The following is a 25,216-nucleotide window of genomic DNA, read 5'->3' as shown; positions in this document are numbered from 1 at the left end:
TACCCTCTAATGCATGGGGGAGATTACTGATAAATATGCTGAAATCTGAATACGAGCACGGCTTTATCCCTCTCTTTTTCAGAGAGGGTAATAATACTCAGTGGGCGACGGAACGGTCCGCGTTGTAGTTTGAGACTGCCATTAAAAGGAACAGGCTAAACAATACGGCAGGCGTCAGCTTCCCAACGGTAACCGACGCCGTAAACGGCGCGGATAAATGACTGTTCGGCGTCGAGAGATTCCAGTTTGCGGCGCAGGTTTTTAATGTGGCTGTCGATAGTTCGGTCGGTTACCACGCGGTAGTCGTCGTAAAGATGATTGAGCAATTGCTCGCGGGAGAATACTTTACCCGGTTCATGGGAGAGCGTTTTCAGCAGACGAAATTCCGCAGGCGTCAGGTCAAGCATTTTGCCACGCCATGAAGCCTGAAAACGACCTTCGTCGATAATCAACGGGCTTTCAGCATCCTGTTGCTGCAACTCGCGCTGCGGTTTGCAGCGGCGCAAAATGGTTTTGACGCGCGCCACTACTTCACGCGGGCTGTACGGCTTGCAAATATAGTCATCAGCACCAATTTCCAGCCCCAGCAGGCGATCGATCTCTTCGATTTTCGCCGTCACCATCACAATTGGGACATCGGAAAAACGACGAATTTCCCGGCACAGCGTCAGACCATCGGTGCCTGGCAACATCAGATCCAACAGGATCAGATCCGGCGGCGTCTGGCGCACGTACGGCAATACCTGATCGCCGTGGCTGATAAGTATTGGCGCGTAGCTCGCGGCACGCAGATAATCAATGAGCAACTGCCCCAGCTTGGGTTCATCTTCCACGATTAAAATACGCGGCGTGTTTTCGTCGATGGGTAACTCGGTCATGCTTCTCCCTGTAAATCTCGTTCCAGCGGTAACTCTACTGTAATGCTTAGCCCGCCAAAAGGCGAATGGGCGGCAAGAATGCGGCCATTATGCGCCTCAACGATGTTAACGCAAATCGCCAGCCCCAGCCCGGAACCGCCGCTGGCACGGTTGCGGGAACCTTCGGTGCGATAAAAACGCTCAAACAGTTTTTGCAGCTGATCATCACTGACGCCCGGCGCGCTGTCGGCAAAGGTCAGGCGCACCGTTTTATCGTGCTGCTCGGCAGAGATTTTCAGGCTGCCGCCGCTGTCGGTGTAGCGCAGGCTGTTTTCCAGTAAATTATTGAACAACTGCATTAAACGGTCGCGATCGCCAAATACGGTAATGCTGTCTGGCAGGGAAAATTGCAGTTTCAGGCCACGGCTGGCGAATCGTTCGCGAAATGCGCCGCCCGCCACTTCCAGCAGTGGGATCAAATCTACCGGTGCTTTTTGATAGGCGAGAGCGCCTTCATCAGACATCGACAACTGATGGAGATCGTCAACCAGTTTCGTCAGTGTGCCGACCTCCGCCTGTAAAGATGCCACCGTCTCCGGCGTGAATTTACGCACGCCATCCTGAATGGCTTCCAGTTCACCGCGCAGCACCGCTAATGGCGTACGCAGTTCGTGAGAAATATCGGCCATAAAATCGCGGCGCATTTGCTGGTTTTTCTCCAGCGTGCTGGCGAGCTGGTTGAAGTCTTGTGCCAGTTTCCCCAGTTCATCTTCGCTGGTGGGCGTCACGCGAGTGGTGAAATCGCCCGCCGCCAGTTTGTGCGTGCCGTCAACTAACCGTTTTACCGGTGCCAGCAAACCGCGTGCCAGTGGAAATGTCGCCAGCGCCGCTAATAAAGTAGATAACGCCACAATCAGCCAGCTGGTTTGCCGCTGTTGCTTGTCAAAATTGATATCGGTATTGCGCGTCAGGCGCTCAACGGGGGAAGCGATCACCGCGCCGACTTCCACACCATTGACCAGAATGGGCCGCCGTGTGCCGTCCGGTGGAATGGGGGCGCGTGGGCCAACCAGCACTTTGTTATTTTGATCGACCACCCAGAACTGGGTACGCCAGCCATGTGGTGGCATACCGGGGCCGGGCTTATCGTCGTTGCTATCGTGTTCAAGCGAACGCAGGATCTGAAATACGAAGCGATCGTTATTACGCAGAAAGCGCCAGTTACCGTGCTGGGCGTATTGCTCGCCAAGCGCGTCGCCAAGCATTTGCAGCCGTTGCTCATTACCATGCTTGATGTAATCAATGAAACCACGCTCAAAACTAATACGTACCGCCCAGTGCATTGTGATCAGCAAGACGATGCAGGTGGCGAAGATCGCCAGAAACAGTTTGCCGGTAATACCGGGCCGCCAGAACTTCATTCAGTGCTCCTTTTGCGCCGCGAAATAGCTACATTTTGATGCGTATCGTTCGGCACTCTGGCAAAGATGAACGCCGGAAGGGCGATAAGAAACGCCATACTAAGCCAGGTGTACATAAAGACAGTTTGTGTAGTGCCGCTGTCGACGCTGACATGCTGCGAACCAAAAAGCCCCAGCAACAGCCCGGCGATGGTGACCCCGATACTCATCGACAATTGCATAATCATCGACAGCAGACTGTTGCCGCTGCTCGCCAGATTGTCCGGGAGATCTTTCAGCGTCAGGGTGTTCATGGAGGAGAAACGGGTCGAGTTGACCATCCCTTGTAAAAACAGGACGAACGGCAAAACGTAGTACCAGCCCAACAGAGCGGTAGTCATAAACAACAGGGTGACCAGCGACAGACCCAGCGTGGTCGCTACCAGTACCCGACGATAACCAAAGCGATTCACCACCTGTACCACAATTCGCTTCATTCCCATGCTGCCAAGCACCATCGGGATCATCATCAGTCCGGCATGAAAAGGCGAGAAACCAAGGCCAATTTGCAGGAAAACCGGCGTCATAAAGGGCAACATGCCGCTACCGATACGTCCGGCAAAGCTCCCCGCCAGGCCCAGCGAAAAGGTACGAGTGCGGAACAGTTTCAGACTGAAAAGAGCGCGATGGTTATTTCTGGCGTGCAGCAGATAAAGCACCAGTGCCACCACACCAACCGCTACCAGCACGGCGATGGTTAGCGGCGACAGTCCTGTACCTTTACTGCCGTCCAGCGCCAGCGTTAATACCGCCATGCCAACCGCCAGCAATAAAAAGCCGGAGAGATCGAAGCGCCGCGTCTGCATGGTGTAGTTCGGCATTAACATCAGTGTGGCGATCGCACCGATAATTCCCACTGGAATGTTGATCAAAAAGATCCAGTGCCACGACGCGTACTCCACCAGCAGGCCGCCGAGCGCCGGACCCAATAGTGGGCCGACCTGACCGGGTAACGTGACAAAGGTCATCGCCGCCATATATTGCTCGCGCGGTACGATTTTCATCACCGTCAACCTGCCGACCGGCACCATCATCGCACCGCCAACGCCCTGTAACGCGCGTGCCAGCAACAGTTCGTTCAGCGTGCCGGAAAGCGCGCAAAACAGTGAACCGAGAGTAAACAGCACGATGGCGGTAAAGAAAATATTGCGCACGCCGACTTTGTCCGCCAGCCAGCCGCTGGCGGGCAGCATCACCGCCACGGTCAGCACATAAGAGACAATGACCATGTGCATATGCAGCGGACTTTCCCCGAGGCTTTGCGCCATTGAGGGAAGGGCGGTGTTTACGATGGTGGTGTCCAGCGACTGCATAAAGAAGCCGAAAGCCACAATCCACAATTGCCAGCGGGTGCTGTCGGGAAGATCTGTCATTTACTCGGTTACCGTTTGTTTAGGTTTACGCGAAAAACGCAGCCGCAGACGGTCGAAAAAGAGATACACCACCGGCGTGGTATACAGCGTCAGAAGCTGGCTCATTACCAGACCGCCGACAATGGTGATCCCCAGGGGTTGCCGCAGCTCCGAGCCGTCACCGCCCGACAATACCAGCGGCAGCGCACCAAACAGTGCTGCCAGGGTGGTCATCATAATCGGGCGAAAACGCAGCAGACAGGCCTGGAAAATAGCTTCCTGCGGCGTCAGGTTACCGTGCCGTTGGGCTTCAAGCGCAAAATCGACCATCATAATGGCGTTTTTCTTCACGATGCCGATTAATAGCATGATCCCTATCAGGGCGATTAGGCTGAACGGGGCATTGAACAGCTCCAGCGCCAGCAACGCCCCGACGCCCGCCGAGGGCAGGGTGGAGAGAATCGTCAGCGGATGTACGTAACTCTCGTAAAGGATACCCAGCACGATATACACCGTGGCGATGGCGGCGATAATCAGGATCACCTGTGAGTTCATCGTCTCCTGGAACACCTGCGCTGTTCCGGCAAAACTGCCGCGCACGGTCGAAGGCACACCAAGCTGGGTCATTGCGCGATCGATCGCCGCACTGGCGTCCGAGAGCGATTTTCCGGTCGGCAGGTTGAACGAGATGGTCGACGCTGCCGATAATCCCTGATGATTCACCGACAGCGGAGCGTTCGCCGGTTGCCATTTAGCGAAATACGACAGCGGGATCGCTTTGCCTTCGTTATTGATAACGAACATTTTTTCCAGCGCGCTGATGTCCTGGGTATAGCGCGGATCCACTTCCATCACCACTTTGTATTGGTTCATCGGCTGGTAAATGGTCGAGATTTGCCGCTGACCGAAGGCGTTATTTAACAGACTGTTGGCGGCCTGTACGTCGATTCCCAGCCGCGCCATGGTGTCGCGGTCGTAAACCAGATTCATCTCCGCGCCGTTGTCCTGCTGATCGGAGTTCACGTCCGCCAGTTCCGGCAACGTTGCCAGTTTTTTGCGAATTTTCGGCTCCCATTCGCGCAATGCCGCCAGGTCATCGGACAGCAACGTGTACTGGTAACTGGCGTTCGACTGACGTCCGCCAACGCGAATATCCTGTACCGCCATCAGGAACAGATTCGCTCCTGGCTCTTTTGCGAGCTTCACGCGCAAACGGTCGATAATTTGCTGCGCCGTTTCGCTGCGTTCATCGCGTGGCTTGAGAGTGATAAACATCATCCCGCTGTTCACCCGCGAACCGCCGGTAAAGCCGGTGACATTATCCACTGCCGGATCGTCACGGATAATTTTCATGAAATCCTGCAACTTACCGCGCATTGCCTGAAACGAAATACTCTGATCCGCCTGTATCCCGCCCATCAACACGCCAGTGTCCTGCTCAGGGAAGAAGGTTTTCGGGATCGAGATATACAGCCAGATATTGAGCGCGATAGTACCAAGCAGCACCACGCCCACCAGACGGGTATGATTGAGCACCCATTTCAGCGACTTGCCGTAGCCTTGTTGCAGGGCTACCAACATGCGACCAAAACCACGTAGTCGCTTTTGCTCGCGCGGCTTGCTGGCTTTTAGCATCCAGCCGCACATCATCGGCGTTAGCGTCAGGGAAACCAGCAACGAAATACCAATGGCGACAGAAAGCGTCACGGCAAACTCGCGTAACAGGCGGCCCGGCAATCCGCCCATCAACAGCAGCGGCAGGAACACCGCCACCAGTGACAGACTCATCGACAGCACCGTAAAGCCGACTTCGCGAGTGCCTTGTAGCGCGGCCTGTAGCGGTTTCATCCCCGCTTCCAGATGACGGGCAATGTTTTCCAGCACCACGATGGCGTCATCCACCACGAAACCAGTAGCAATGGTGAGCGCCATTAACGACAGGTTATTGAGACTGAATCCGCACAGGTACATCGCCGCAAACGTACCAATCAGCGAAACCGGCACGGCAACGGCGGGAATAATAGTGGCGCGACCCGAGCGCAGGAATAAAAAGACCACCAGAATCACCAGCGCCACCGAGATAATCAGCGTTTGCTCGACTTCTTCCAGCGAGGCGCGAATGGTGGGGGAGCGATCCTGGGCAATTTGCAGATCAATCGCCGCCGGAATGGTCTCCTGCAACTCCGGTAATTTTGCCCGGATGCTGTCAACCGTCTGGATAATATTGGCTTCCGGCAGCTTGCGGATCATCAGCAAAATAGCCGGTTTGGCGTTGGTCATCCCGGCGTTGCGCACATCCTGCACCGAGTCTGTCACCGTCGCCACATCACCCAGACGAACCGCGCCGCCGTTGTTGTAATGAATAATCAACGGCTGATATTCAGCGGCGGTTTTTAGCTCATCATTGGTCTGGATCTGCCAGCGGTGAGTGCCATCTTCCAGCGCCCCCTGCGGTTTACGCACGTTGGCATTGCTGATGGCAGTGCGTACGTCGTCCAGCGACACGCCCTGATTAAACAGCGCCTGCGGATTCAGCCCGACGCGTACGGCGGGCAGTGAGCTGCCGCCAACATCGACATCACCGACACCGTCGATTTGCGCAATCGTCGGAGCCAGCTGCGTCGAGGCGAAATCGTACAGTTCACCCTGCGAATAAGTATCGGATGTCAGCGTCAGGATCATAATTGGCGCATCCGACGGGTTCGCTTTGCGATAGGTCGGACGGCTGGGCATCCCACTGGGCAGCAAACTTTGTGCAGCGTTGATCGCCGCCTGCACATCACGCGCTGCGCCGTTGATATCCCGGTCAAAATCAAACTGCAAAATAATGCGCGTGCTGCCGAGCGAACTACTGGAGGTCATTTCACTAACCCCGGCAATGCGCCCAAGTGAGCGCTCCAGCGGTGTGGCAACGGAAGACGCCATTGTTTCTGGTGACGCACCGGGCAGCGAGGCGCTGACCATAATCACCGGAAAATCGACCTGCGGCAGCGGGGCCACTGGCAGCATACGGAAACCCAGTATGCCGCACAGGGTAATGGCAACCGACAGTAAAATCGTCGCCACCGGGCGGTAAATGAAGAGGGCAAAAAACTTCACTTACGCCTCCTCTTCATGACGAGCAAAGCGGCTTTTGGTCCACAATGCCAGGCGGTCGAACAGCAGATAAATCACCGGCGTGGTAAACAGCGTCAGCACCTGGCTGACAACCAGACCGCCGACCATGCCGATACCTAACGGACGACGCAGTTCCGCGCCGACCCCGGTACTCAACATCAGCGGCAGCGCGCCAAGCAGTGCCGCCAGAGTGGTCATCAGGATCGGACGAAAACGCAACAGACAAGCCTGGTAGATTGCATCGCGCGGCGACATGCCTTGCTCGCGCTCAGCAGCCAGCGCGAAGTCGATCATCATGATGGCGTTCTTCTTCACGATACCGATCAGCAAAATAATGCCGATAATGGCAATCACATCCAGTTCGCTACCGGCAATCATTAACGCCAGCAGTGCGCCGACCCCTGCGGTGGGTAGCGTCGAGAGAATGGTGATCGGGTGAATAAAGCTCTCGTACAGAATGCCGAGCACGATATACATCGCCACCACCGCCGCGACAATCAGCCAGACAGTGCTGCCCAGCGCCGACTGGAAGGCGAGGGTGCTGCCCTGGAACTGCGTGGTGATATCCACCGGTAGATTCAGCGTCTTTTCGGTGTCCATAATCGCCTGCACCGCATCGCCCAGCGAATAGTTATCCGGCACGTTAAAGGAGATGGTCGTTACCGGGAACTGATCCAGATGGTTGATGGATAGCGGCGCAAAACGCTGCTCAATTTTAGCAATTGAGCTTAGCGGCACCACGCCGCCGTCGCTGCTGGTCAGGCGAATGGTATCCAGCGCCGCAAGCCCAGGAGTATTTTCGGTGTTGTGCTCCAGCACTACGCGATACTGGTTAGCTTGAGTATAAATAGTGGAAATCAGTCGCTGACCAAACGCGTTGTACAGGGCGTTATCGACATCCGCCATGCTGATCCCCAGACGGCTGGCGCTGTCGCGATCAACATTGACATACGCCACCAGCCCTTTGTCCTGCCAGTCGCTGGAGACATCAGAAAGCTGTGGCAGCTGCTGGAGTTTTTCCATCAACTGTGGCACCCAGGTACTGAGCGCATCCAGTGAGGTGGCCTGCAAGGTAAACTGGTACTGGGTGCGGCTGACCTGAGTATCAATAGTCAGATCCTGCGTTGGTTGCAGGAAGAGATCGACGCCCGGCACTTTATCTACCGCCGTTTGCAGACGGGCGATGACTTTTTGCACTCGGTCATCACGTTCATCCAACGGTTTGAGGTTGATTTGTAAACGTGCACTGTTCAGCGACGGGTTAGTGCCATCAACGCCAACAAATGAGGTCAGGCTTTGCACTGCCGGATCCTGCAAAATCACGTCCGCGACCTGGCGTTGTCGCTGGGCCATATTGGCAAAGGAGCTGGATTGCGGCGCCTGCAGGGTGCCCTGAATAATGCTGTTGTCCTGCACCGGGAAGAAGCCTTTCGGAATGAACACCCACAATAGAACGCTAAGCAGCAGCGTGCTGAGCGCCACGCTTAAGGTCAGCCACGGATGATTCAGCACTTTCGCCAGTCCACGACCATAGGCGGCGATTATCCTGTCGAACATTTTCTCCGAGGCACGGGAGAAGCGGTTCTGTTTACGCAACGACTCCTGGCTGAGCATCCGTGCGCACATCATCGGTGTCAGGGTCAGCGACACCACGGCTGAGATCAAAATCGCGACTGCCAGAGTAATGGCAAATTCGCGGAACAGTCGCCCGACGATATCGCCCATAAACAGCAGTGGGATCAACACCGCAATCAGTGAGAAGGTCAGCGAGATAATGGTAAAGCCGATTTCGCCTGCGCCCTTGAGCGCCGCCGCCAACGGTTTTTCGCCTTTTTCGATATAGCGGGAAATATTTTCGATCACCACGATAGCGTCATCGACCACGAATCCGGTGGCGATAGTTAACGCCATCAGCGTCAGGTTATTGATTGAAAAATCGAGAAACACCATGACCGCGAAGGTGCCGATTAACGACAGCGGCACCGCGACGCCGGGAATGATGGTCGCCGGAATATTACGCAAAAACAGGTAGATAATCATGACTACCAGCGCGATAGCCATCATCAATTCAAACTGAGTATCATCGACGGATGCGCGGATATTGGTGGTACGGTCAGAAAGTACCGTCACCTTCACCGATTTCGGCAGACTCTCGGTGAGCTGTGGCAGCATCTGCCGGATGCTGTCGGCGGTGGAGATAATGTTAGCACCGGGCTGGCGCTGAACATTCATCACAATGGCCTGTTCTTTGTTCGCCCACGCGCCGAGCCAGCTGTTTTCTGCACCTTGCTCTACAGTTGCGACATCGCCCAGACGAATCGGCGCGCCGTTCTGGTAGGCGATGATTAGCTGGCGATACTCTTCGGCGGATTGCATCTGGTCGTTAGCGGAAAGCGTGACCGCACGGGAAGGGCCGTCGAGGCTACCTTTTGCCGAGTTAACGTTAGCGCCGGTAATGGCGGTGCGCACGGTTTCGCTGGTCAGGCCGAGGGCGGCAATCGCCTGGGCGTTAAGTTTGACGCGAACAGCCGGACGCTGACCGCCGGAAAGTGTCACCAGTCCGACGCCGGAAATCTGCGAGATTTTCTGCGCGACGCGGGTTTCCACCATATCTTCTACCTGGGTCATCGGCATGGCGGTTGAGGTGACGGCGAGCGTCATGATCGGCGGATCTGCCGGGTTCACTTTGCTGTAAACCGGCGGGTTAGGCAGATCGCTCGGCAACAAGTTGGTCGCAGCGTTAATCGCGGCCTGCACTTCCTGCTCGGCGACATCCAGCGGTAAGGTTAGCTGGAACTGTAAAGTGATAACTGACGCACCGCCGGAACTTTGTGATGACATTTGTTTCAGGCCGGACATCTGCCCGAACTGGCGTTCGAGCGGCGCGGTAACGGCAGAGGTCATGACATCCGGGCTCGCACCTGGGTAGAGCGTGACCACCTGAATGGTCGGATAATCCACTTCCGGCAGCGCCGAAACGGGCAGGGCGCGATAACCGATAATCCCGGCGAGTAAGATCGCCACCATCAGCAGCGTGGTGGCGACAGGACGCATAATAAACAGGCGCGACGGGCCGCCTGTGCTGCTCGGGGGTAACACCTGCATCAGGAGCGTGCTCCTTTTTTCGCGTATTCGCGGCTGGTGGCTTTCTCTTCCGGAGTAGTGGCGCTCTGGGCTTCCACGACTTCCACTTTCGCCCCTTCGGTCAGGCGATCAATGCCATCCGTCACTACGCGATCGCCTGCAGAAATACCTGCGCGGATCACCACTTTCTGACTGTCCTGAATGCCCGGCGTCACCAGATGTTTGCTGACTTTGTTTTCGCTATTCAGTACCCAGACAAAATGGCCTTCGTTGCCCATTTGCAGGGCGGCGGTGGGGATCACCACGGCGTTTTGTTCGGTGTCGACTAACATGCGCGCGTTAACAAACTGATTAGGAAACAGCGCATCATCCTGATTATTAAAGCGTGCTTTCACTTTAATCGTACCGGTAGTGGCATCGATTTGGTTATCGAGACTTAACAGCGTGCCTTCACTTAATTTCTTCGAGTTGGTTCGATCCCAGGCTTCAACCACCAGTGGTTTTCCGGCTTTTTGTGCCTGCACAACGGTAGCGATATCGCTTTCCGGCAGGGTAAAGACTAAATCGATAGGATGCGTCTGAGTGATCACCACAATCCCGGTGGTGTCGCCACTGGAGATTTGGTTACCAACATCAACCTGCTTGAGACCAACACGACCATCGACTGGTGCAGTAATCCGGCTCCAGTCGAGTTGTAGTTGTGCGCTGGCGACGCTTGCTTCATCAGCCTTAATGGTGCCTTCGGTTTCACTGACCAGCGCCTGTTGGGCATCCAGTTCCTGACGGGAAACGAGATTGGTTTTTGCCAGTTGTTGATAACGCGCCAGGTCACGGCGGGCGTTGGCAAGCGTGGCTTTATCTTTTGCCAGTTGGCCCTGGGCTTGTGCTAATGCAACTTTGAACTGGCTGGGGTCAATTTCTGCCAGCAAATCGCCTGCTTTGACCTGCTGGCCTTCCTGGAAATGTAACGCCATCAGTTGACCATCTACGCGACTGCGCACCGTAACGGTGTTAGCAGCGGTAATCGTACCAAGCCCGGTGAGGTAACGCGGAACTGCCTGTTCTACGGCGGTCGCCGCCTGAACCGGGGCTAATGGGCCGGAACGCATACCACGGCGACCACCCGCAGGCGATTGCTGTGCTTGTTTCGTCGCACCTGGTGCTGCGCTCTGGGATTCATTGCGGCCTTGCCAGAACCAGAATGCGGCGATGGCGGCGATAACCACCACGATTACGATTACCCAACGGGATTTATAACTGCCTTTCATCGTTAAGAGTTTCTCTTCCTGAAACGTTTCGCGGAATGATACTAGTGTAGCCAGCCAATAAGGGCGAAAAATGGAGGAATTATGAAACAGTTTCGGGAATCGTCTGAATGACGGTGCGCTTTGCGAGCATGCATCCAGTAATGACACAGGAAACTATTTTATTCGCAGGTTAGCGATAGACTGCGTACATGGCAATAAGGAGGTAACCCGACGATTTCAGCGGGACGCTGAAACGGGAAAGCCCCTCCCGAGGAAGGGGCCTTAAATAAGGAAAGGGTCATGATGAAGATACTCATCATCGTGGTGCTCTTAGTGATTAGCTTACCGGCTTACTAAGACTACCAGGGCGGGGGAAACCCCGCTCTACCCTCACTCCTGAAAGTATGCCTTCACTGTCAGATTGTCAATCCGCAGACTTTGCAGTCTGCGATCCTGCCAGCAAATATTCTTTGCGAGTCGTTACGCAATAATCACACTTGAAACTATTTTATCCGCGAGTCAGCGATAGACTGCATACAGGGCGAAAGGAGGTAAGCCGAAGATTTCAGCGGGACGCTGAAACGGGAAAGCCCCTCCCGAGGAAGGGGCCTTAAATAAGGAAAGGGTCATGATGAAGCTACTCATCATCGTGGTGCTCTTAGTGATTAGCTACCCAGCATACTAAGACTACCAGGGCGGGGGAAACCCCGCTCTACCCTCATTCCTGAAAGTATGCCTTCACGGTCAGATTGTCAATCCGCAGACTTTGCAGTCTGCGATCCTGCCGGCAAATATTCTTTGCGAGACGTTACGCAATAATCACATGGGAAACTATTTTGTTCACGCGTTAGCGATAGACTACGTGCATGGCGAAAGGAGGTAAGCCGACGATTTCAGCGGGATGCTGAAACGGGATACCCTCTCCCGGAGAAGAGGGGTTAAAAAAGGAAAGGGTTATGATGAAGCACGTCATCATACTGGTGATACTCTTAGTGATTAGCTTCCAGGCTTACTAAGAACACCAGGGGGAGGGGGAAACCTCTCCCTAACCCTCACTCCTGAAATTATGTCACTCCGCCCTTAGTGTCAATCGACGGCTCTCCGTTCTTGCGAGGCGAATAGCAAAATTATCTACGCCGCCGGGCCTAATTCTGAAAGTTTCTTCGTTTGCTCTTCTTTCATTATTGCAGTCGGTATGATACCGGACCTCAATAATTCTCTAAGAAAGGATTTCTTATGAGCGAACAAATCACGTTTGCCACCAGCGATTTTGCCAGTAACCCGGAACCACGTTGCCCCTGCATTTTGCTGCTGGATGTTTCTGGCTCGATGAGCGGCAGACCCATTAATGAACTTAACGCCGGATTGGTTACCTTTCGCGATGAGCTGCTTGCCGATCCGCTGGCTTTAAAAAGAGTGGAACTCGGCATTGTGACGTTCGGCCCGGTGCATGTGGAACAACCCTTTACCAGCGCCGCTAATTTTTTCCCACCTATCCTGTTTGCTCAGGGCGATACGCCAATGGGCGCCGCCATTACCAAAGCCCTGGATATGGTTGAAGAGCGGAAACGTGAGTACCGCGCAAATGGCATTTCGTATTATCGTCCGTGGATTTTCCTGATCACCGATGGCGCACCAACCGACGAGTGGCAGAGTGCCGCCAACAAAGTGTTTCAGGGGGAAGAAGATAAGAAGTTTGCCTTCTTTTCTATCGGTGTTCAGGGGGCGAATATGAAGACGCTGGCCCAAATCAGCGTCCGTCAGCCTTTGCCATTGCAGGGATTACAATTCCGTGAACTGTTTAGCTGGTTATCCAGTTCGTTACGTTCGGTTTCCCGCTCCACGCCGGGAACGGAAGTTGTACTGGAAGCACCAAAAGGCTGGACGTCAGTGTGACCTGGCGTCTGGTTTATGCATCAGCCGTTGGAACGTCGCACATCAGCGCGGACTTGCCTTGCCAGGATGCCTGCCAGATGCAGGTTGCCTGGTTAAACGACCAGCAACCATTACTGGTGATGTTTCTTGCTGATGGTGCGGGAAGCGTCTCGCAGGGGGGCGAAGGCGCGATGCTCGCCGTCAATGAAGCGATGGCTTATATGTCGCAAAAAGTGCAGGGTGGGGAATTGGGGCTCAATGATGTCCTCGCTACGGATATTGTGCTGGCCGTTCGTCAGCGACTTTTTGCCGAGGCGGAAGCCAAAGAATTAGCAGTTCGCGATTTTGCCTGCACGTTTTTGGGATTGATTTCATCGGCTAATGGCACCTTGATTATGCAGATTGGCGATGGCGGCGTGGTGGTAGATTTTGGTCATGGTCTGCAATTGCCGCTTACGCCGATGGTGGGTGAATATGCCAATATGACGCACTTCATTACCGATGAAGATGCTGTTTCCAGACTGGAAACTTTCACCAGCACTGAGCGTGCGCACAAAGTTGCAGCATTTACGGATGGTATTCAGCGACTGGCGTTAAATATGCTGGATAATTCTCCGCACGTACCTTTCTTTACCCCGTTTTTCAATGGACTGGCGTCAGCAACGCGGGAACAACTCGATTTATTACCTGAATTGTTAAAGCAGTTTTTGTCCAGCCCGGCGGTAAATGAGCGTACCGATGATGATAAAACGTTGGCACTGGCTCTGTGGTTACCATGAAAACCACTTTATATACTGCTACTGGTGAGTGCGTTACGCCAGGCCGTGAACTGGGCAAAGGTGGCGAAGGCGCGGTTTATGATATCGAGGAGTTTGTCGATAGCGTCGCCAAAATTTATCACACACCGCCACCCGCCTTAAAACAGGACAAACTCGCCTTTATGGCTGCGACAGCTGACGCGCAGTTGCTGAATTATGTCGCCTGGCCGCAGGCAACGCTTCATGGCGGACGAGGCGGGAAGGTTATCGGTTTTATGATGCCGAAGGTTTCAGGTAAAGAACCGATTCATATGATTTATAGCCCGGCACATCGTCGCCAGAGTTACCCTCATTGTGCGTGGGATTTTCTACTCTATGTTGCGCGCAATATTGCTTCATCTTTTGCTACGGTTCACGAGCACGGGCACGTCGTAGGTGACGTAAACCAGAACAGCTTCATGGTAGGTCGTGACAGCAAAGTGGTGTTAATTGATAGCGACTCCTTTCAGATTAACGCCAATGGCACGCTGCATTTATGCGAAGTCGGCGTGTCGCATTTTACGCCACCAGAGCTGCAAACCTTGCCATCATTTGTCGGCTTTGAACGCACCGCGAATCACGATAATTTTGGCCTTGCCTTGCTGATTTTTCACGTCTTGTTTGGTGGTCGGCATCCTTATTCCGGTGTACCGCTTATTTCTGAAGCGGGTAATGCGCTTGAGACGGATATTGCCCATTTCCGTTATGCCTACGCGTCAGATAATCAGCGACGTGGTTTAAAACCGCCGCCACGATCTATTCCGCTATCGATGTTACCGAGTGATGTTGAAGCCATGTTTCAGCAGGCGTTTACGGAAAATGGGGTGGTAACCGCGCGTCCGACGGCAAAAGCGTGGGTAGCGGCACTTGATTCCCTACGCCAACAGTTAAAGAAATGTCCCGTTTCGGCAATGCATGTTTACCCCGCTCATTTGGCCGACTGCCCGTGGTGTGCGCTGGATAATCAAGGCGTTATCTATTTTATTGATCTCGGCGAAGAGGTCATTACCCCCGGCGGTGATTTTGTGCTGGCGAAAGTCTGGGCGATGGTAACGTCGTCAGTAGCACCGCCAGCATTGCAACTGCCATTACCCGATCATTTCCAACCTGGGGGTAGGCCGCTTCCTTTAGGCCTGTTACGGTGCGAATACATCATTCTGATTGAGATCGCACTGTCAGCGTTATCGCTGTTGCTTTGCGGCCTTCAGGCAGAACCGCGTTATATTATTTTGGTTCCTGTGTTGGCGGCTATCTGGATTATTGGCAGTCTGACAAGCAAAGCGTACAAAGCAGAAATCCAGCAACGCCGTGAGGCATTTAATCGCGCGAAAATGGACTATGACCATTTAGTCAGCCAGATCCAACAGTTGGGCGGGCTGGAAGGTTTTATCGCCAAACGGGCGATGCTAGAAAAAATGAAGGACGAAATTCTCGGTTTACCGGAAGAAGAGAAACGCGCTCTGGCAGCACTTCATGACACCGCAAGGGAACGGCAGAAGCAGAAGTTTCTGGAGGGATTTTTTATTGATGTTGCCTCTATTCCCGGCGTTGGCCCTGCGCGTAAAGCGGCGTTACGGTCCTTTGGTATTGAAACAGCGGCAGATGTTACCCGTCGTGGTGTTAAGCAAGTGAAAGGGTTTGGTGAGCATCTGACCCAGGCAGTTATCGACTGGAAAGCGAGTTGCGAACGCCGTTTTGTGTTCAGGCCGAATGAAGCGGTAACGCCAGCAGACAGACAAGCGGTAATGGCGAAAATGGCCGCCAAACGACATCGGCTGGAATCGGCGTTGACTGTCGGAGCGACAGAGTTGCAGCGATTCCGCCTTCATGCTCCAGCACGGACCATGCCGTTGATGGAACCGTTACGTCAGGCGGCAGAAAAATTGGCTCAGGCGCAGGCAGATTTAAGCCGTTGCTGAGCCATTTTTCAATTAACGAAACACTACTTCCGCCCAGCGTGCCAGCCCGGCGGTGACGGAGCCAAAGTCATCGCCGCCTGCAATTGGAATGCCCGGCAACTGTTCTGCCAGCGCCTTTTTAATCAGCGGCGAACGGGCGCTACCGCCGGTCAGATAGATGACATCCGGTTTTTCCTGGGCGTTATCCAGCGCCAGTTGCACCTGTTCCAGAATCCGCGCCAGCGGTTGGCTGAGGGCGCTTTCCAGACCCTGCTGGCTAATCATCGTAGCCAGCTCATCGCTGATAAACGGCAGCGATGCGAGGGTTTCCGCTGCGCTGGAAAGCGCAATTTTGCTCTCTTCCGCGCTGCGCACCAGTCGATAGCTTAAACGCTGACGCCAGACTTTTTGCAACAGGGCTACTTTCTCAGGCTCGCGAGCATCGCGTACCAGATCGTTAAGCAGACGACCGTTGGCACTACTGTAGAAATCACTCTGCGCAGGAACGTCGTTGATGGCAACCGCATTCCACCACGGCAGAATCGGCAGGGCGATGCCTTTTTCGGTTTCGCCTCCCATGCCCAGTAACGGCATCAGGTTTTTAAACGCCAGTGCGATATCCAGATCGTTACCGCCAATACGGCAACCACTGTGACCCAGCAGGCTGGCTTCACGATCGAGACGCGCACGCCACTGCGGCCCCATCAGCAGCAATGAACAGTCAGTCGTACCACCGCCGATATCCACCACCAGCACCCGTTTTTCTTCCTGTAAGGTGGCTTCGTAATCCAGCCCAGCCGCTACCGGCTCGTACTGGAATACCACATCCTTAAACCCGGCACGCTTTGCCGCGCGTTCCAGAATCCCTTGCGCCTGGGCGTTTGCTTCATCGCCGCCCAGCCCCTGGAAGTTGATCGGGCGACCAATCACCGCTTGGGTAATCGCTTCTGGCAACTGCGCCTGCGCCTGCTGGCGAATGTGCAACATCATTGCGCAGACCAGATCCTCAAACAGCGCTACCTGCTGCGGTTTTAAGCCGCTGGCACCGAGGAACGATTTTGGTGATTTCACAAACCACACTTCTTCCGGATCATCAATGTACTGTGCCAGTGAGGAAAGACCGAACTGCACGCTTTTCGCCGTAACATCGATATCTTCTTCGCGGTTATAACGAATCGCCCGACGCAACAGCGCCTGCGTTTCATCGTCGTCTGCCGGAACATCATGATGGCGGTACAGCCATTCGCTTACCGCTTCACGCGTTGGCGCGCAAAGCATTGAAGGCAGCAGCGTGCTGTCGTTTTCCATTTTTAGCAAGTGCGGTTTACCGTCACGCATGACCGCCACTGAACAGTTTGCTGTACCGTAATCAAAACCAATAAACACGAAATAATCCCCATGCCGGTGAAGAAGGGGCGTGACTTTAGCGAAATGTTGCCGTCGCGACAACCGGAATATGAAAGCAAAGCGCAGCGTCTGAATAACGTTTATGCTGAAAGCGGATGAATAAGGAGATGCGATGTATACCCTGAACTGGCAGCCGCCGTATGACTGGTCGTGGATGTTGGGATTTCTCGCCGCCCGTGCGGTGAGTGGTGTGGAAACGGTCGTGGACAATTATTATGCCCGTAGTCTGGCGGTGGGCGAATATCGCGGCGTGGTGACTGCTATTCCGGATATCGCCCGCCATACTCTGCACATAAATTTAAGTGCAGGTTTAGAACCCGTTGCCGCGGAGTGCCTGGCGAAAATGAGCCGTCTGTTTGATCTGCAATGTAACCCGCAGATTGTTAACGGTGCGTTGGGCAAGTTAGGCGCGGCGCGGCCCGGATTGCGTTTACCCGGCTGTGTTGATGCTTTTGAGCAGGGCGTGCGGGCGATTTTAGGCCAACTGGTGAGCGTGGCGATGGCGGCAAAATTGACCGCCAAAGTGGCACAGCTTTATGGCGAACGGCTGGATGATTTTCCGGATTATGTCTGCTTCCCCACGCCTCAGCGGCTGGCAGCAGCCGACCCGCAGGCATTAAAAGCGTTAGGCATGCCGTTGAAACGGGCAGAGGCACTGATTCATTTAGCCAATGCAGCACTGGATGGCACCTTATCGATGACAATCCCGGACGACGTAGAACAAGCGATGAAAACGCTGCAAACTTTTCCGGGTATCGGGCGCTGGACGGCGAATTATTTCGCCTTGCGTGGCTGGCAAGCGAAAGATGTTTTCCTGCCGGATGATTATTTGATTAAACAGCGATTTCCAGGAATGACGCCTGCACAAATCCGCCGTTATGCCGAACGCTGGAAGCCCTGGCGTTCTTATGCGCTGTTGCATATCTGGTATACGGAAGGCTGGCAACCAGACGAAGTATGACGCTGGTCGCCGGATGCGGCGCGAGCGCCTTATCTGTCCTGGGGAATGAGCGATTTGTAGGCCTGATAAGACGCGTTAGCGTCGCATCAGGCAATGGGCAAACGCTCCCTCAATTAATCGCGAAATAACTGCTATTAACCAGCAAATCCAGAGGCTGGCCCTCGGCGATCACATCGCCATAAATCAGATCAACACCAATGTCAGAAAGCGTATCCAATACCAATGGCAACGCTACTGGCCCAGCGATGGTTTTCACACCCAACCGCTGGGCATGCCCCTGAATAATCGAAATCAGCATCTCATCCATTAAATTGCCCTGTACGCTGGCGCATAACTCGGCGTCAAGCAGTAGATAATCCGTCATATTTGCTTTGAGCATATTGAATATTTGTAGGTCGCGCCCTACCTGGCTGAGTACGATCCGGCAGCCGGCCAACCGCAGTTTTTGTACAGCCAGCCCGTGGTCGAAAATCGCTTCTGCCGGAATTACCAAATGGAACAACCGTGGTGGTAATGAACTTTGTTCCAGTTGCTCAAGCAATTCGTCTACCAGAGTGACGCTGCCTAGCCCTGCAACGGAAAGGGGGAGGGCGATGCTTAAACCTTTATTGGCAACCGCTTTTGCTGTTTGTTGGAAAAATTCACGTAATACCCGGCGGTCAAGCGCGTGGCTGAGTGCCGGATCGCTGAAGCTACGGCGGAATGCCTGTTCATCAATCAACTCGCCTTTGCTGCTCCAGAGCTTAAGCGAAATCAACCACAAATTCCGCGTTTCCGTTATTCGCGGCGAAGCGATGCCGTGGGCAATCATCATAAGCGGATTCTCTTTAGTCATCCGCCACTGTTCATCGAGCGACATCACTGTCCGTTCATTATGTGCAGTTGCCTGCTGTGGTTCATAAACTGTGACCTGACCACGACCACCATTTTTCGAAGCATAACAGGCGATATCGGCCTGGGACATAACTTCTGCTGCCTGGTGATTACTGTCGTTTATTAACGTCATCCCGGCGCTTGCTCCTACCCGATGTAACCGACCTTCCCACATAAAGTGATAATCATTAATCGCATTGATAATGCGCGTCGCGATAAAACGGGCACTTTCGACATTACAGTCTGGCAGTAACAGACCAAATTCATCACCACCGAGTCGTGCCAGTAGATCGCTGGAGCGCAGCATACTCAGCATCAACGAAGACAGTTCGCGCAGCAAAGCATCGCCGGCCGCATGCCCGGCGCTGTCATTTACTGCTTTAAAGCGATCAAGATCGATAAATACCAGTGCATGTTGCTGATGCGTACTGTGAACGGTTTGCAGCAGTATTCGCAGTTGTTTCTCAAAACTTGCACGGTTCGCCAGATGCGTCAGGGCATCGTGAGAGGCGCTATAGCTAAGCTGACGTAGCATTTTGCGTGCTTCGGTGACGTCCTGAATCACCAGCACCGAACCAATGCTACTACCATCCAGGGTGCTTAACGGCGTAATACTGTAATGAACGTCATAACTGCCACCGCTACGGCAGTGGAGAACCACGTCCTGTTCAATAGCAGAACGTGAGGTGTCGGCACTGTAAATGTTCTCAATTAACGGCCCAGTGTCACCAGTTGTAAGATGCAATACCGTCAGCAGCGGAACGCCCAACGCCTCTTCTTGCTTCCAGCCGCTCATTTTCTCAGCGACTGGATTCATAAAGGTGATTTTCATCGCCATATCAATACAGACCACGGCTTCACCGATAGAGTCCAGGGTGATATGCAGACGTTCTTTTTCCTGGAACAGCGCCTCGTTGAGTTGTTTTACTTCAGTCATATCCATATTGATGCCAAGCAGGCGTTCGACTTCACCTTCTTTATTCAGAACCCGATTGGCGAGTGCGCGGATATGACGAATACCGTCTTTTACCGTAATGCGAAATTCCAGTTTAAAAGGCAAACGAGCCTGCAGCGAATCGCGGATGACTTTCTCGGTGTGTTCTCGATCTTCCGGCAGCACGCAGTCATACCAAACCTGCCAGTTTGGTTTGATATGCGGGGAAATTTCGTAAAGTTCAAACATCCGCTTATCCCAACTGAAAATATCCGGCTTCAACTCCCATTCCCAGATACCAATCCCGCCCGCTTCGTTAGCCAGCGTGATGCGTTCCATCAGTTGCTTATTCACCTGCTCGGTGCGTTTTAGCTCGTTAATGTCTTCTATCTGCGCAATGAAGTAGAGTGGCGTGCCATCGGTGTGGCGCACCAGTGAGACGGCAAGCAGCGCCCAAACTACGTCGCCGTGGCGGTTGTAGTAGCGTTTCTCCATTGAGTAGGTATTGATTTCACCGCTAATCAACTTCTCAACGTGTTGCAGATCTTTATTGAGGTCTTCCGGCCAGGTCAGCTGTTGAAAGGTGAGAGCACGCAGTTCTTCCTGGCTGTAGCCGAGAAACTGGCACAGGGCTTTGTTGCTTTGCAGCCATTGCCCCTCAGTACCCACCAACGCCATGCCGATAGCAGAATATTCCATGGCGTTCCGAAAGCGTGTTTCGCTTTCGGAAATATGCTTACGTTCCGCGCGGAAGGCGTACATCACCATGGTCATGATGTTGGCGGGAAGCAGAATCAGCAAAAATGGCAGCCACGGCATATGGCTCATCAGGTACGCTCGCGGCGTGGCAAGCAGAGTGGGGTCGGCAGCCATCATTAACGAAACCATCATCACTGTCGTGAGGAAGATCAAAAAGGCTTCCATTCGTGGCAGGCGCACGGCGCTCCACATCAGCAGCACAATAATGAAAGTAAAAGGCCACGGCAAGTACAGCATCGAAAGCCAGCTTAATGTCAATGTGATCGCTAACGTCAGCAGCGTTTCAAACAACAGTCGTGGGTTACGATGGCGTAATAGATAATGAGGTTTAAACAACAGGCCCAGCGGTACCAGCGCCAGGGCGCCGATGGATTCTGAAAGTACCCATATCAAAAAAGCCCTGAGAGGATCGTCTCCGGGCGTCAGCAGGACAACCAGCCCCCCTCCCAACAGAGGTGGAACGATGGCGCTGCCAAATGCAAGACGAAGCCAGTCAGCCAGATTTTGTAGCGGGTTATACCACGGTAATAATTTTCGCAGCAGCATTGCGCCCACGACGGCTTCAATAATGTTGATAGCCGTCCAGGTCATATTGAGCGAACTGGTGGAAAAGAGCAGCACGGATGCGGCTATGTTTCCCAGTGAGCAGGCTAACGCGATACCAGGCCACATGCGTCCGGCATGGCGGTAAAACGCCACCATCATAATGGAAGTGGGGAACCATAGCGGCGCAAGCTGAGTGCCAAATTGTGAAAGCTCAAGCGAGAAAAGGGTAAAGATAAACGAGACTAAACCTAAACTGACGAGGTGAAGCAGAGGATGAGGTAAGGTAATTAAAACACGCTGTGATGGTTTACTCATTACCGCTCTATCCGCATGGCCAGGCCGTCAGTATTGGTATCTGTGTTTATGCTAGTACAAAAGTTTTACATTTTATATGCAAATTGCTCATAAAGTGACGTAATGGCGGATAATTTGCGCAACTATGCATAACATTTTTCACTTTGCGTCATAACTGAGCAATTAAATTTGCATCAGGGAATTGATCGTCAACAATTAACTCTGAGAGCAAGGCAACGCTATTCGACTGGTATCACGCGGATGAAATCCCTATAATTGCCGCGTTTGGCGCTTCGGCGCCCCCTTCCTAACATCCAGGTTATTCAGGTCGCTAAATTTATGACTGATCAGTCTCATCAGTGCGTCATTATCGGTATCGCAGGCGCATCGGCTTCCGGCAAGAGTCTCATTGCCAGTACCCTTTATCGTGAATTACGTGAACAAGTCGGTGATGAACACATCGGCGTTATTCCGGAAGACTGTTACTACAAAGATCAAAGCCATCTGTCGATGGAAGAACGGGTTAAAACTAATTATGACCATCCCAGCGCGATGGATCACAGCCTGCTGCTGCAACATTTGCAGGCGCTGAAACGCGGCTCGGCTATCGACCTGCCGGTTTACAGCTACGTTGAACATACGCGTATGAAAGAAACGGTGAAGGTTGAACCGAAGAAAGTCATTATTCTCGAAGGCATTTTGCTGCTGACGGATGCGCGTCTGCGCGACGAGCTGAACTTCTCGATTTTTGTGGATACCCCACTGGATATCTGCCTGATGCGTCGCATTAAGCGCGATGTTAATGAGCGTGGTCGCTCGATGGATTCTGTAATGGCGCAATATCAAAAAACCGTGCGCCCGATGTTCCTGCAATTCATTGAACCGTCTAAACAGTATGCAGATATCATCGTGCCGCGCGGCGGTAAAAACCGCATCGCGATCGATATATTGAAAGCGAAAATAAGTCAGTTCTTTGAATAAGCTTGGTAAATTGTGTACCGTTCAGTGATAACCTGGTATGCCCTTGACGTAACTGGCGTTAAGGGAGTGATGCGCGAAAGGAGAAAATGCCATGCGTCTGTGTGACCGAGATATTGAAGCCTGGCTTGATGAAGGCCGTTTGTCGATCAACCCACGTCCACCCGTGGAGCGTATTAATGGTGCGACGGTGGATGTACGCCTGGGCAATAAATTTCGTACCTTCCGTGGCCACACGGCAGCGTTTATCGATCTGAGCGGTCCTAAAGACGAAGTGAGCGCCGCGCTTGACCGGGTGATGAGCGATGAAATTGTGCTTGATGAAAGCGAAGCTTTCTTTCTTCATCCGGGAGAATTGGCACTGGCGGTAACGCTGGAGTCAGTGACGCTGCCAGCCGATCTGGTGGGCTGGCTGGATGGGCGCTCCTCACTGGCGCGTCTGGGACTGATGGTGCACGTCACTGCGCACCGTATCGATCCGGGCTGGTCTGGCTGTATTGTGCTGGAGTTCTACAATTCCGGTAAGCTGCCGCTGGCCCTGCGTCCGGGTATGCTGATTGGCGCGCTGAGCTTTGAGCCGCTTTCAGGTCCGGCAGCGCGTCCGTATAACCGCCGTGAAGATGCGAAATATCGCAACCAGCAGGGCGCAGTCGCTAGCCGAATCGATAAAGACTAATTCAGGCCCATTGAGGATACCATGAGACGATTTCTGACGACGCTGATGATACTCCTGGTCGTGCTGGTGGCTGGGTTATCTGCGTTAGTGTTGCTGGTGAATCCGAATGATTTCCGTGACTATATGGTCAAGCAGGTTGCTGCACGTAGCGGTTATCAATTGCAGCTCGACGGGCCACTGCGTTGGCACGTCTGGCCGCAGCTTAGTATCCTCTCTGGTCGCATGATATTAACGGCCAACGGGGCCAGCCAACCGCTGGTACGTGCCGATAATATGCGCCTTGATGTGGCCTTGTGGCCTTTATTGAGTCATCAACTCAGCGTTAAGCAAGTCATGCTCAAAGGGGCAGTCATTCAACTGACGCCGGAAACAGAAGCAGTGCGCAGTGAAGACGCCCCAATAGCCCCGAAAGACAATACGTTACCTGATGATGCGGAAGATCGTGGCTGGTCGTTCGATATCGCCAGTCTGCGGGTCAGTGACAGCGTGTTGGTGTTCCAGCATGAAAATGACGAACAGGTTACGGTACGTGATATCCGCCTGCAAATGGAGCAGGACCCACAACATCGCGGTTCGTTTGAATTCTCTGGTCGGGTAAATCGCGACCAACGCGATCTCACGTTAGCGCTCAAGGGGACTGTTGATGCTTCTGATTACCCGCATGATTTAACGGCAGATATTCAACAGATTGACTGGCAACTGCAGGGCGCTGATCTCCCGAAGCAGGGGATTCAGGGCCATGGTCAGTTCAGGACTCAGTGGCAGGAAGCGCAAAAACGTCTCTCCTTTGAACAAATCAATTTAACCGCTAACGACAGTAATCTGACCGGTCAGGCGCAGGTAGCGCTGCTTGAGAAGCCAGAATGGCTGCTCAGACTGCAATTTGCCCAGTTAAATCTGGATAATTTGCTGCCGATGAATGAGGTGATGACTAAGCAAAATGGCGTTGCTCAACAGGGGCAAAGCCAACCGACGCTGCCACGTCCGGTAATTTCCTCACGCATTGATGAACCTGCGTATCAGGGGCTGAAAGGCTTTGCGGCAGATATTTTGTTGCAGGCCAATAACGTGCGTTGGCGTGGAATGGATTTTGCCGATGTTACTGCGCAAATGACCAACAAGGCGGGGCTGCTGGAGATTATCCAGTTGCAGGGCAAACTTAACGACGGTGTCGTGTCGTTACCGGGTACGCTGGATGCAACAGCCTCACATCCGCGTATAGTTTTCCATCCCCGGCTGGAAAATGTCGAGATTGGCACCATCCTGAATGCCTTCAACTACCCCATCTCATTAACGGGGAAAATGTCGCTGGCAGGGGATTTCTCTGGTGCTGACATTGATGCCAACGCATTCCGCCACACCTGGCTGGGGACGGCGCATGTCGAAATGGCCGATACGCGCATGGAAGGCATGAACTTCCAGCAGATGATCCAACAAGCGGTAGAACGTAATGGCGGTGATGTGAAGGCCGCTGAAAGCTTCGATAACGTGACGCGGCTTGATAGCTTTACCACCGATCTGACGTTGAAGGATGGTGTCGTGACGTTAAACGACATGCAAGGTCAATCGCCAGTGCTGGCGCTTTCAGGGGCTGGCACGTTGAATCTGGCAGATCAAACCTGCGACACCCAGTTTGACATTCGTGTGATTGGCGGTTGGAACGGGGAAAGCAAACTGATTGATTTCCTCAAAGAAACGCCGGTTCCTCTGCGGGTTTATGGCAATTGGCAGCAACTCAATTACAGCCTGCAAGTGGACCAGCTGCTGCGCAAACACTTACAGGACGAAGCCAAACGCCGTCTTAACGACTGGGCCGAGCGGAATAAAGATTCCCGCAATGGCAAAGATGTGAAGAAGTTGCTGGAGAAGATGTAAGTTACCAGGTGACCTGTCCTGTAGGCCTGATAAGACGCGTAAAGCGTCGCATCAGGCAATCACGTAGATTACTTTCAGCAAAGATGAATCATCAGTAAAAGCAAGATATTTCCGCGAGGGGGTTGGTCCGGCTGTAAATCGCCGAATCGTTTCCTGTAGGCCGGGGCAGCCCACATGGATGTGGGCTGAGGGCGCGTTTTACAGTGATAATGAGATGGACGCTCCA

General features: G+C 53.4%; 18 protein-coding genes. 10 read left to right on the top strand and 8 right to left on the bottom strand.

The window, feature by feature from the left end:
* Window positions 1-155: 155 nt before the first annotated feature.
* Genes baeR through mdtA form a run of 6 tightly spaced genes read right to left on the bottom strand, consistent with a single transcriptional unit; the run spans window position 156 to window position 11,138 of the window.
* Window positions 156-878, bottom strand: a complete 723-nt coding sequence (gene baeR / locus D9741_RS21330) for a two-component system response regulator BaeR (protein WP_130219354.1) — start codon at window positions 876-878, stop codon at window positions 156-158.
* A complete protein-coding gene (gene baeS / locus D9741_RS21325; protein ID WP_130219356.1) occupies window positions 875-2,278 on the bottom strand; it encodes a two-component system sensor histidine kinase BaeS in 1,404 nt (467 codons plus the stop codon). The genes baeR and baeS overlap by 4 nt, the downstream gene beginning before the upstream one ends.
* Complete coding sequence (locus tag D9741_RS21320; RefSeq protein ID WP_130219358.1) at window positions 2,275-3,690, bottom strand: MFS transporter; 1,416 nt, start codon at window positions 3,688-3,690, stop codon at window positions 2,275-2,277. The genes baeS and D9741_RS21320 overlap by 4 nt, the downstream gene beginning before the upstream one ends.
* Complete coding sequence (gene mdtC, locus D9741_RS21315; RefSeq protein WP_065227216.1) at window positions 3,691-6,768, bottom strand: multidrug efflux RND transporter permease subunit MdtC; 3,078 nt, start codon at window positions 6,766-6,768, stop codon at window positions 3,691-3,693.
* Window positions 6,769-9,891, bottom strand: coding sequence for a multidrug efflux RND transporter permease subunit MdtB (gene mdtB / locus D9741_RS21310; RefSeq protein WP_130219360.1), 3,123 nt, complete (start codon window positions 9,889-9,891; stop codon window positions 6,769-6,771).
* Window positions 9,891-11,138: a multidrug efflux RND transporter subunit MdtA gene (gene mdtA, locus D9741_RS21305; protein WP_096153585.1), complete on the bottom strand. Its 1,248-nt coding sequence runs from the start codon at window positions 11,136-11,138 to the stop codon at window positions 9,891-9,893. The genes mdtB and mdtA overlap by 1 nt, the downstream gene beginning before the upstream one ends.
* 279 nt (window positions 11,139-11,417) lie before the next feature.
* On the opposite strand from mdtA, the gene D9741_RS21300 reads away from it, so the two are divergent.
* The 6 genes from D9741_RS21300 to yegI all read left to right on the top strand — a co-directional run bounded on the left by D9741_RS21300 (window position 11,418) and on the right by yegI (window position 15,708).
* Window positions 11,418-11,474 carry a type I toxin-antitoxin system Ibs family toxin gene (locus D9741_RS21300; RefSeq protein ID WP_100733667.1) on the top strand — a complete coding sequence of 19 codons (57 nt, stop codon included), beginning with the start codon at window positions 11,418-11,420 and terminating at the stop codon, window positions 11,472-11,474.
* Window positions 11,475-11,745: 271 nt separating this feature from the next.
* A complete protein-coding gene (locus D9741_RS21295) occupies window positions 11,746-11,802 on the top strand; it encodes a type I toxin-antitoxin system Ibs family toxin (protein ID WP_001386901.1) in 57 nt (18 codons plus the stop codon).
* A gap of 271 nt (window positions 11,803-12,073) precedes the next feature.
* Entirely contained in the window at window positions 12,074-12,133 is a 60-nt protein-coding gene (ibsA, locus tag D9741_RS21290) for a type I toxin-antitoxin system toxin IbsA (protein WP_010723109.1), read from the top strand.
* Between the two features lie 220 nt (window positions 12,134-12,353).
* Window positions 12,354-13,013, top strand: a complete 660-nt coding sequence (locus D9741_RS21285) for a VWA domain-containing protein (RefSeq protein WP_130219362.1) — start codon at window positions 12,354-12,356, stop codon at window positions 13,011-13,013.
* Window positions 13,010-13,771, top strand: a complete 762-nt coding sequence (locus D9741_RS21280; protein WP_130219364.1) for a PP2C family serine/threonine-protein phosphatase — start codon at window positions 13,010-13,012, stop codon at window positions 13,769-13,771. Before D9741_RS21285 ends, D9741_RS21280 begins: the two co-directional genes overlap by 4 nt.
* Window positions 13,768-15,708 carry a protein kinase YegI gene (gene yegI, locus D9741_RS21275; protein ID WP_130219366.1) on the top strand — a complete coding sequence of 647 codons (1,941 nt, stop codon included), beginning with the start codon at window positions 13,768-13,770 and terminating at the stop codon, window positions 15,706-15,708. Before D9741_RS21280 ends, yegI begins: the two co-directional genes overlap by 4 nt.
* A 12-nt stretch (window positions 15,709-15,720) precedes the next feature.
* Here the strand turns inward: yegI and yegD are convergent, their stop codons facing one another.
* Window positions 15,721-17,073, bottom strand: a complete 1,353-nt coding sequence (gene yegD / locus D9741_RS21270) for a molecular chaperone (protein ID WP_130219368.1) — start codon at window positions 17,071-17,073, stop codon at window positions 15,721-15,723.
* Between the two features lie 133 nt (window positions 17,074-17,206).
* Between yegD and alkA the strand changes: the two genes are divergently transcribed.
* Complete coding sequence (gene alkA, locus D9741_RS21265; protein WP_130219370.1) at window positions 17,207-18,055, top strand: DNA-3-methyladenine glycosylase 2; 849 nt, start codon at window positions 17,207-17,209, stop codon at window positions 18,053-18,055.
* Between the two features lie 109 nt (window positions 18,056-18,164).
* Here the strand turns inward: alkA and D9741_RS21260 are convergent, their stop codons facing one another.
* A complete protein-coding gene (locus D9741_RS21260) occupies window positions 18,165-21,482 on the bottom strand; it encodes a diguanylate cyclase (RefSeq protein WP_130219372.1) in 3,318 nt (1,105 codons plus the stop codon).
* 318 nt (window positions 21,483-21,800) lie between these two features.
* Here D9741_RS21260 and udk point away from each other — a divergent pair, with 318 nt between their 5' ends.
* The 3 genes from udk to asmA all read left to right on the top strand — a co-directional run bounded on the left by udk (window position 21,801) and on the right by asmA (window position 24,990).
* The gene (gene udk / locus D9741_RS21255; RefSeq protein WP_064529458.1) at window positions 21,801-22,442 is read left to right on the top strand and encodes a uridine kinase; all 642 of its coding nucleotides are present in this window, start codon (window positions 21,801-21,803) and stop codon (window positions 22,440-22,442) included.
* Window positions 22,443-22,533: 91 nt separating this feature from the next.
* The gene (dcd, locus tag D9741_RS21250; protein WP_130219374.1) at window positions 22,534-23,115 is read left to right on the top strand and encodes a dCTP deaminase; all 582 of its coding nucleotides are present in this window, start codon (window positions 22,534-22,536) and stop codon (window positions 23,113-23,115) included.
* A gap of 21 nt (window positions 23,116-23,136) precedes the next feature.
* Window positions 23,137-24,990, top strand: a complete 1,854-nt coding sequence (gene asmA, locus D9741_RS21245) for an outer membrane assembly protein AsmA (protein WP_130219376.1) — start codon at window positions 23,137-23,139, stop codon at window positions 24,988-24,990.
* Window positions 24,991-25,216 lie beyond the last annotated feature (226 nt).

Source organism: Escherichia sp. E14V7 (genome assembly GCF_004212225.1).
In the GTDB taxonomy this organism is placed as follows: domain Bacteria; phylum Pseudomonadota; class Gammaproteobacteria; order Enterobacterales; family Enterobacteriaceae; genus Escherichia.
This window is presented reverse-complemented; position numbering and strand designations above follow the sequence as displayed.

Bases quoted from the DNA above. Each gene is read 5' to 3' on its own strand.
- baeR (WP_130219354.1), bottom strand. From the start codon at position 878: ATGACCGAGTTACCCATCGACGAAAACACGCCGCGTATTTTAATCGTG.
- baeS (WP_130219356.1), bottom strand. From the start codon at position 2,278: ATGAAGTTCTGGCGGCCCGGTATTACCGGCAAACTGTTTCTGGCGATC.
- D9741_RS21320 (WP_130219358.1), bottom strand. From the start codon at position 3,690: ATGACAGATCTTCCCGACAGCACCCGCTGGCAATTGTGGATTGTGGCT.
- mdtB (WP_130219360.1), bottom strand. From the start codon at position 9,891: ATGCAGGTGTTACCCCCGAGCAGCACAGGCGGCCCGTCGCGCCTGTTT.
- mdtA (WP_096153585.1), bottom strand. From the start codon at position 11,138: ATGAAAGGCAGTTATAAATCCCGTTGGGTAATCGTAATCGTGGTGGTT.
- D9741_RS21285 (WP_130219362.1), top strand. From the start codon at position 12,354: ATGAGCGAACAAATCACGTTTGCCACCAGCGATTTTGCCAGTAACCCG.
- yegI (WP_130219366.1), top strand. From the start codon at position 13,768: ATGAAAACCACTTTATATACTGCTACTGGTGAGTGCGTTACGCCAGGC.
- alkA (WP_130219370.1), top strand. From the start codon at position 17,207: ATGTATACCCTGAACTGGCAGCCGCCGTATGACTGGTCGTGGATGTTG.
- D9741_RS21260 (WP_130219372.1), bottom strand. From the start codon at position 21,482: ATGAGTAAACCATCACAGCGTGTTTTAATTACCTTACCTCATCCTCTG.
- udk (WP_064529458.1), top strand. From the start codon at position 21,801: ATGACTGATCAGTCTCATCAGTGCGTCATTATCGGTATCGCAGGCGCA.
- dcd (WP_130219374.1), top strand. From the start codon at position 22,534: ATGCGTCTGTGTGACCGAGATATTGAAGCCTGGCTTGATGAAGGCCGT.
- asmA (WP_130219376.1), top strand. From the start codon at position 23,137: ATGAGACGATTTCTGACGACGCTGATGATACTCCTGGTCGTGCTGGTG.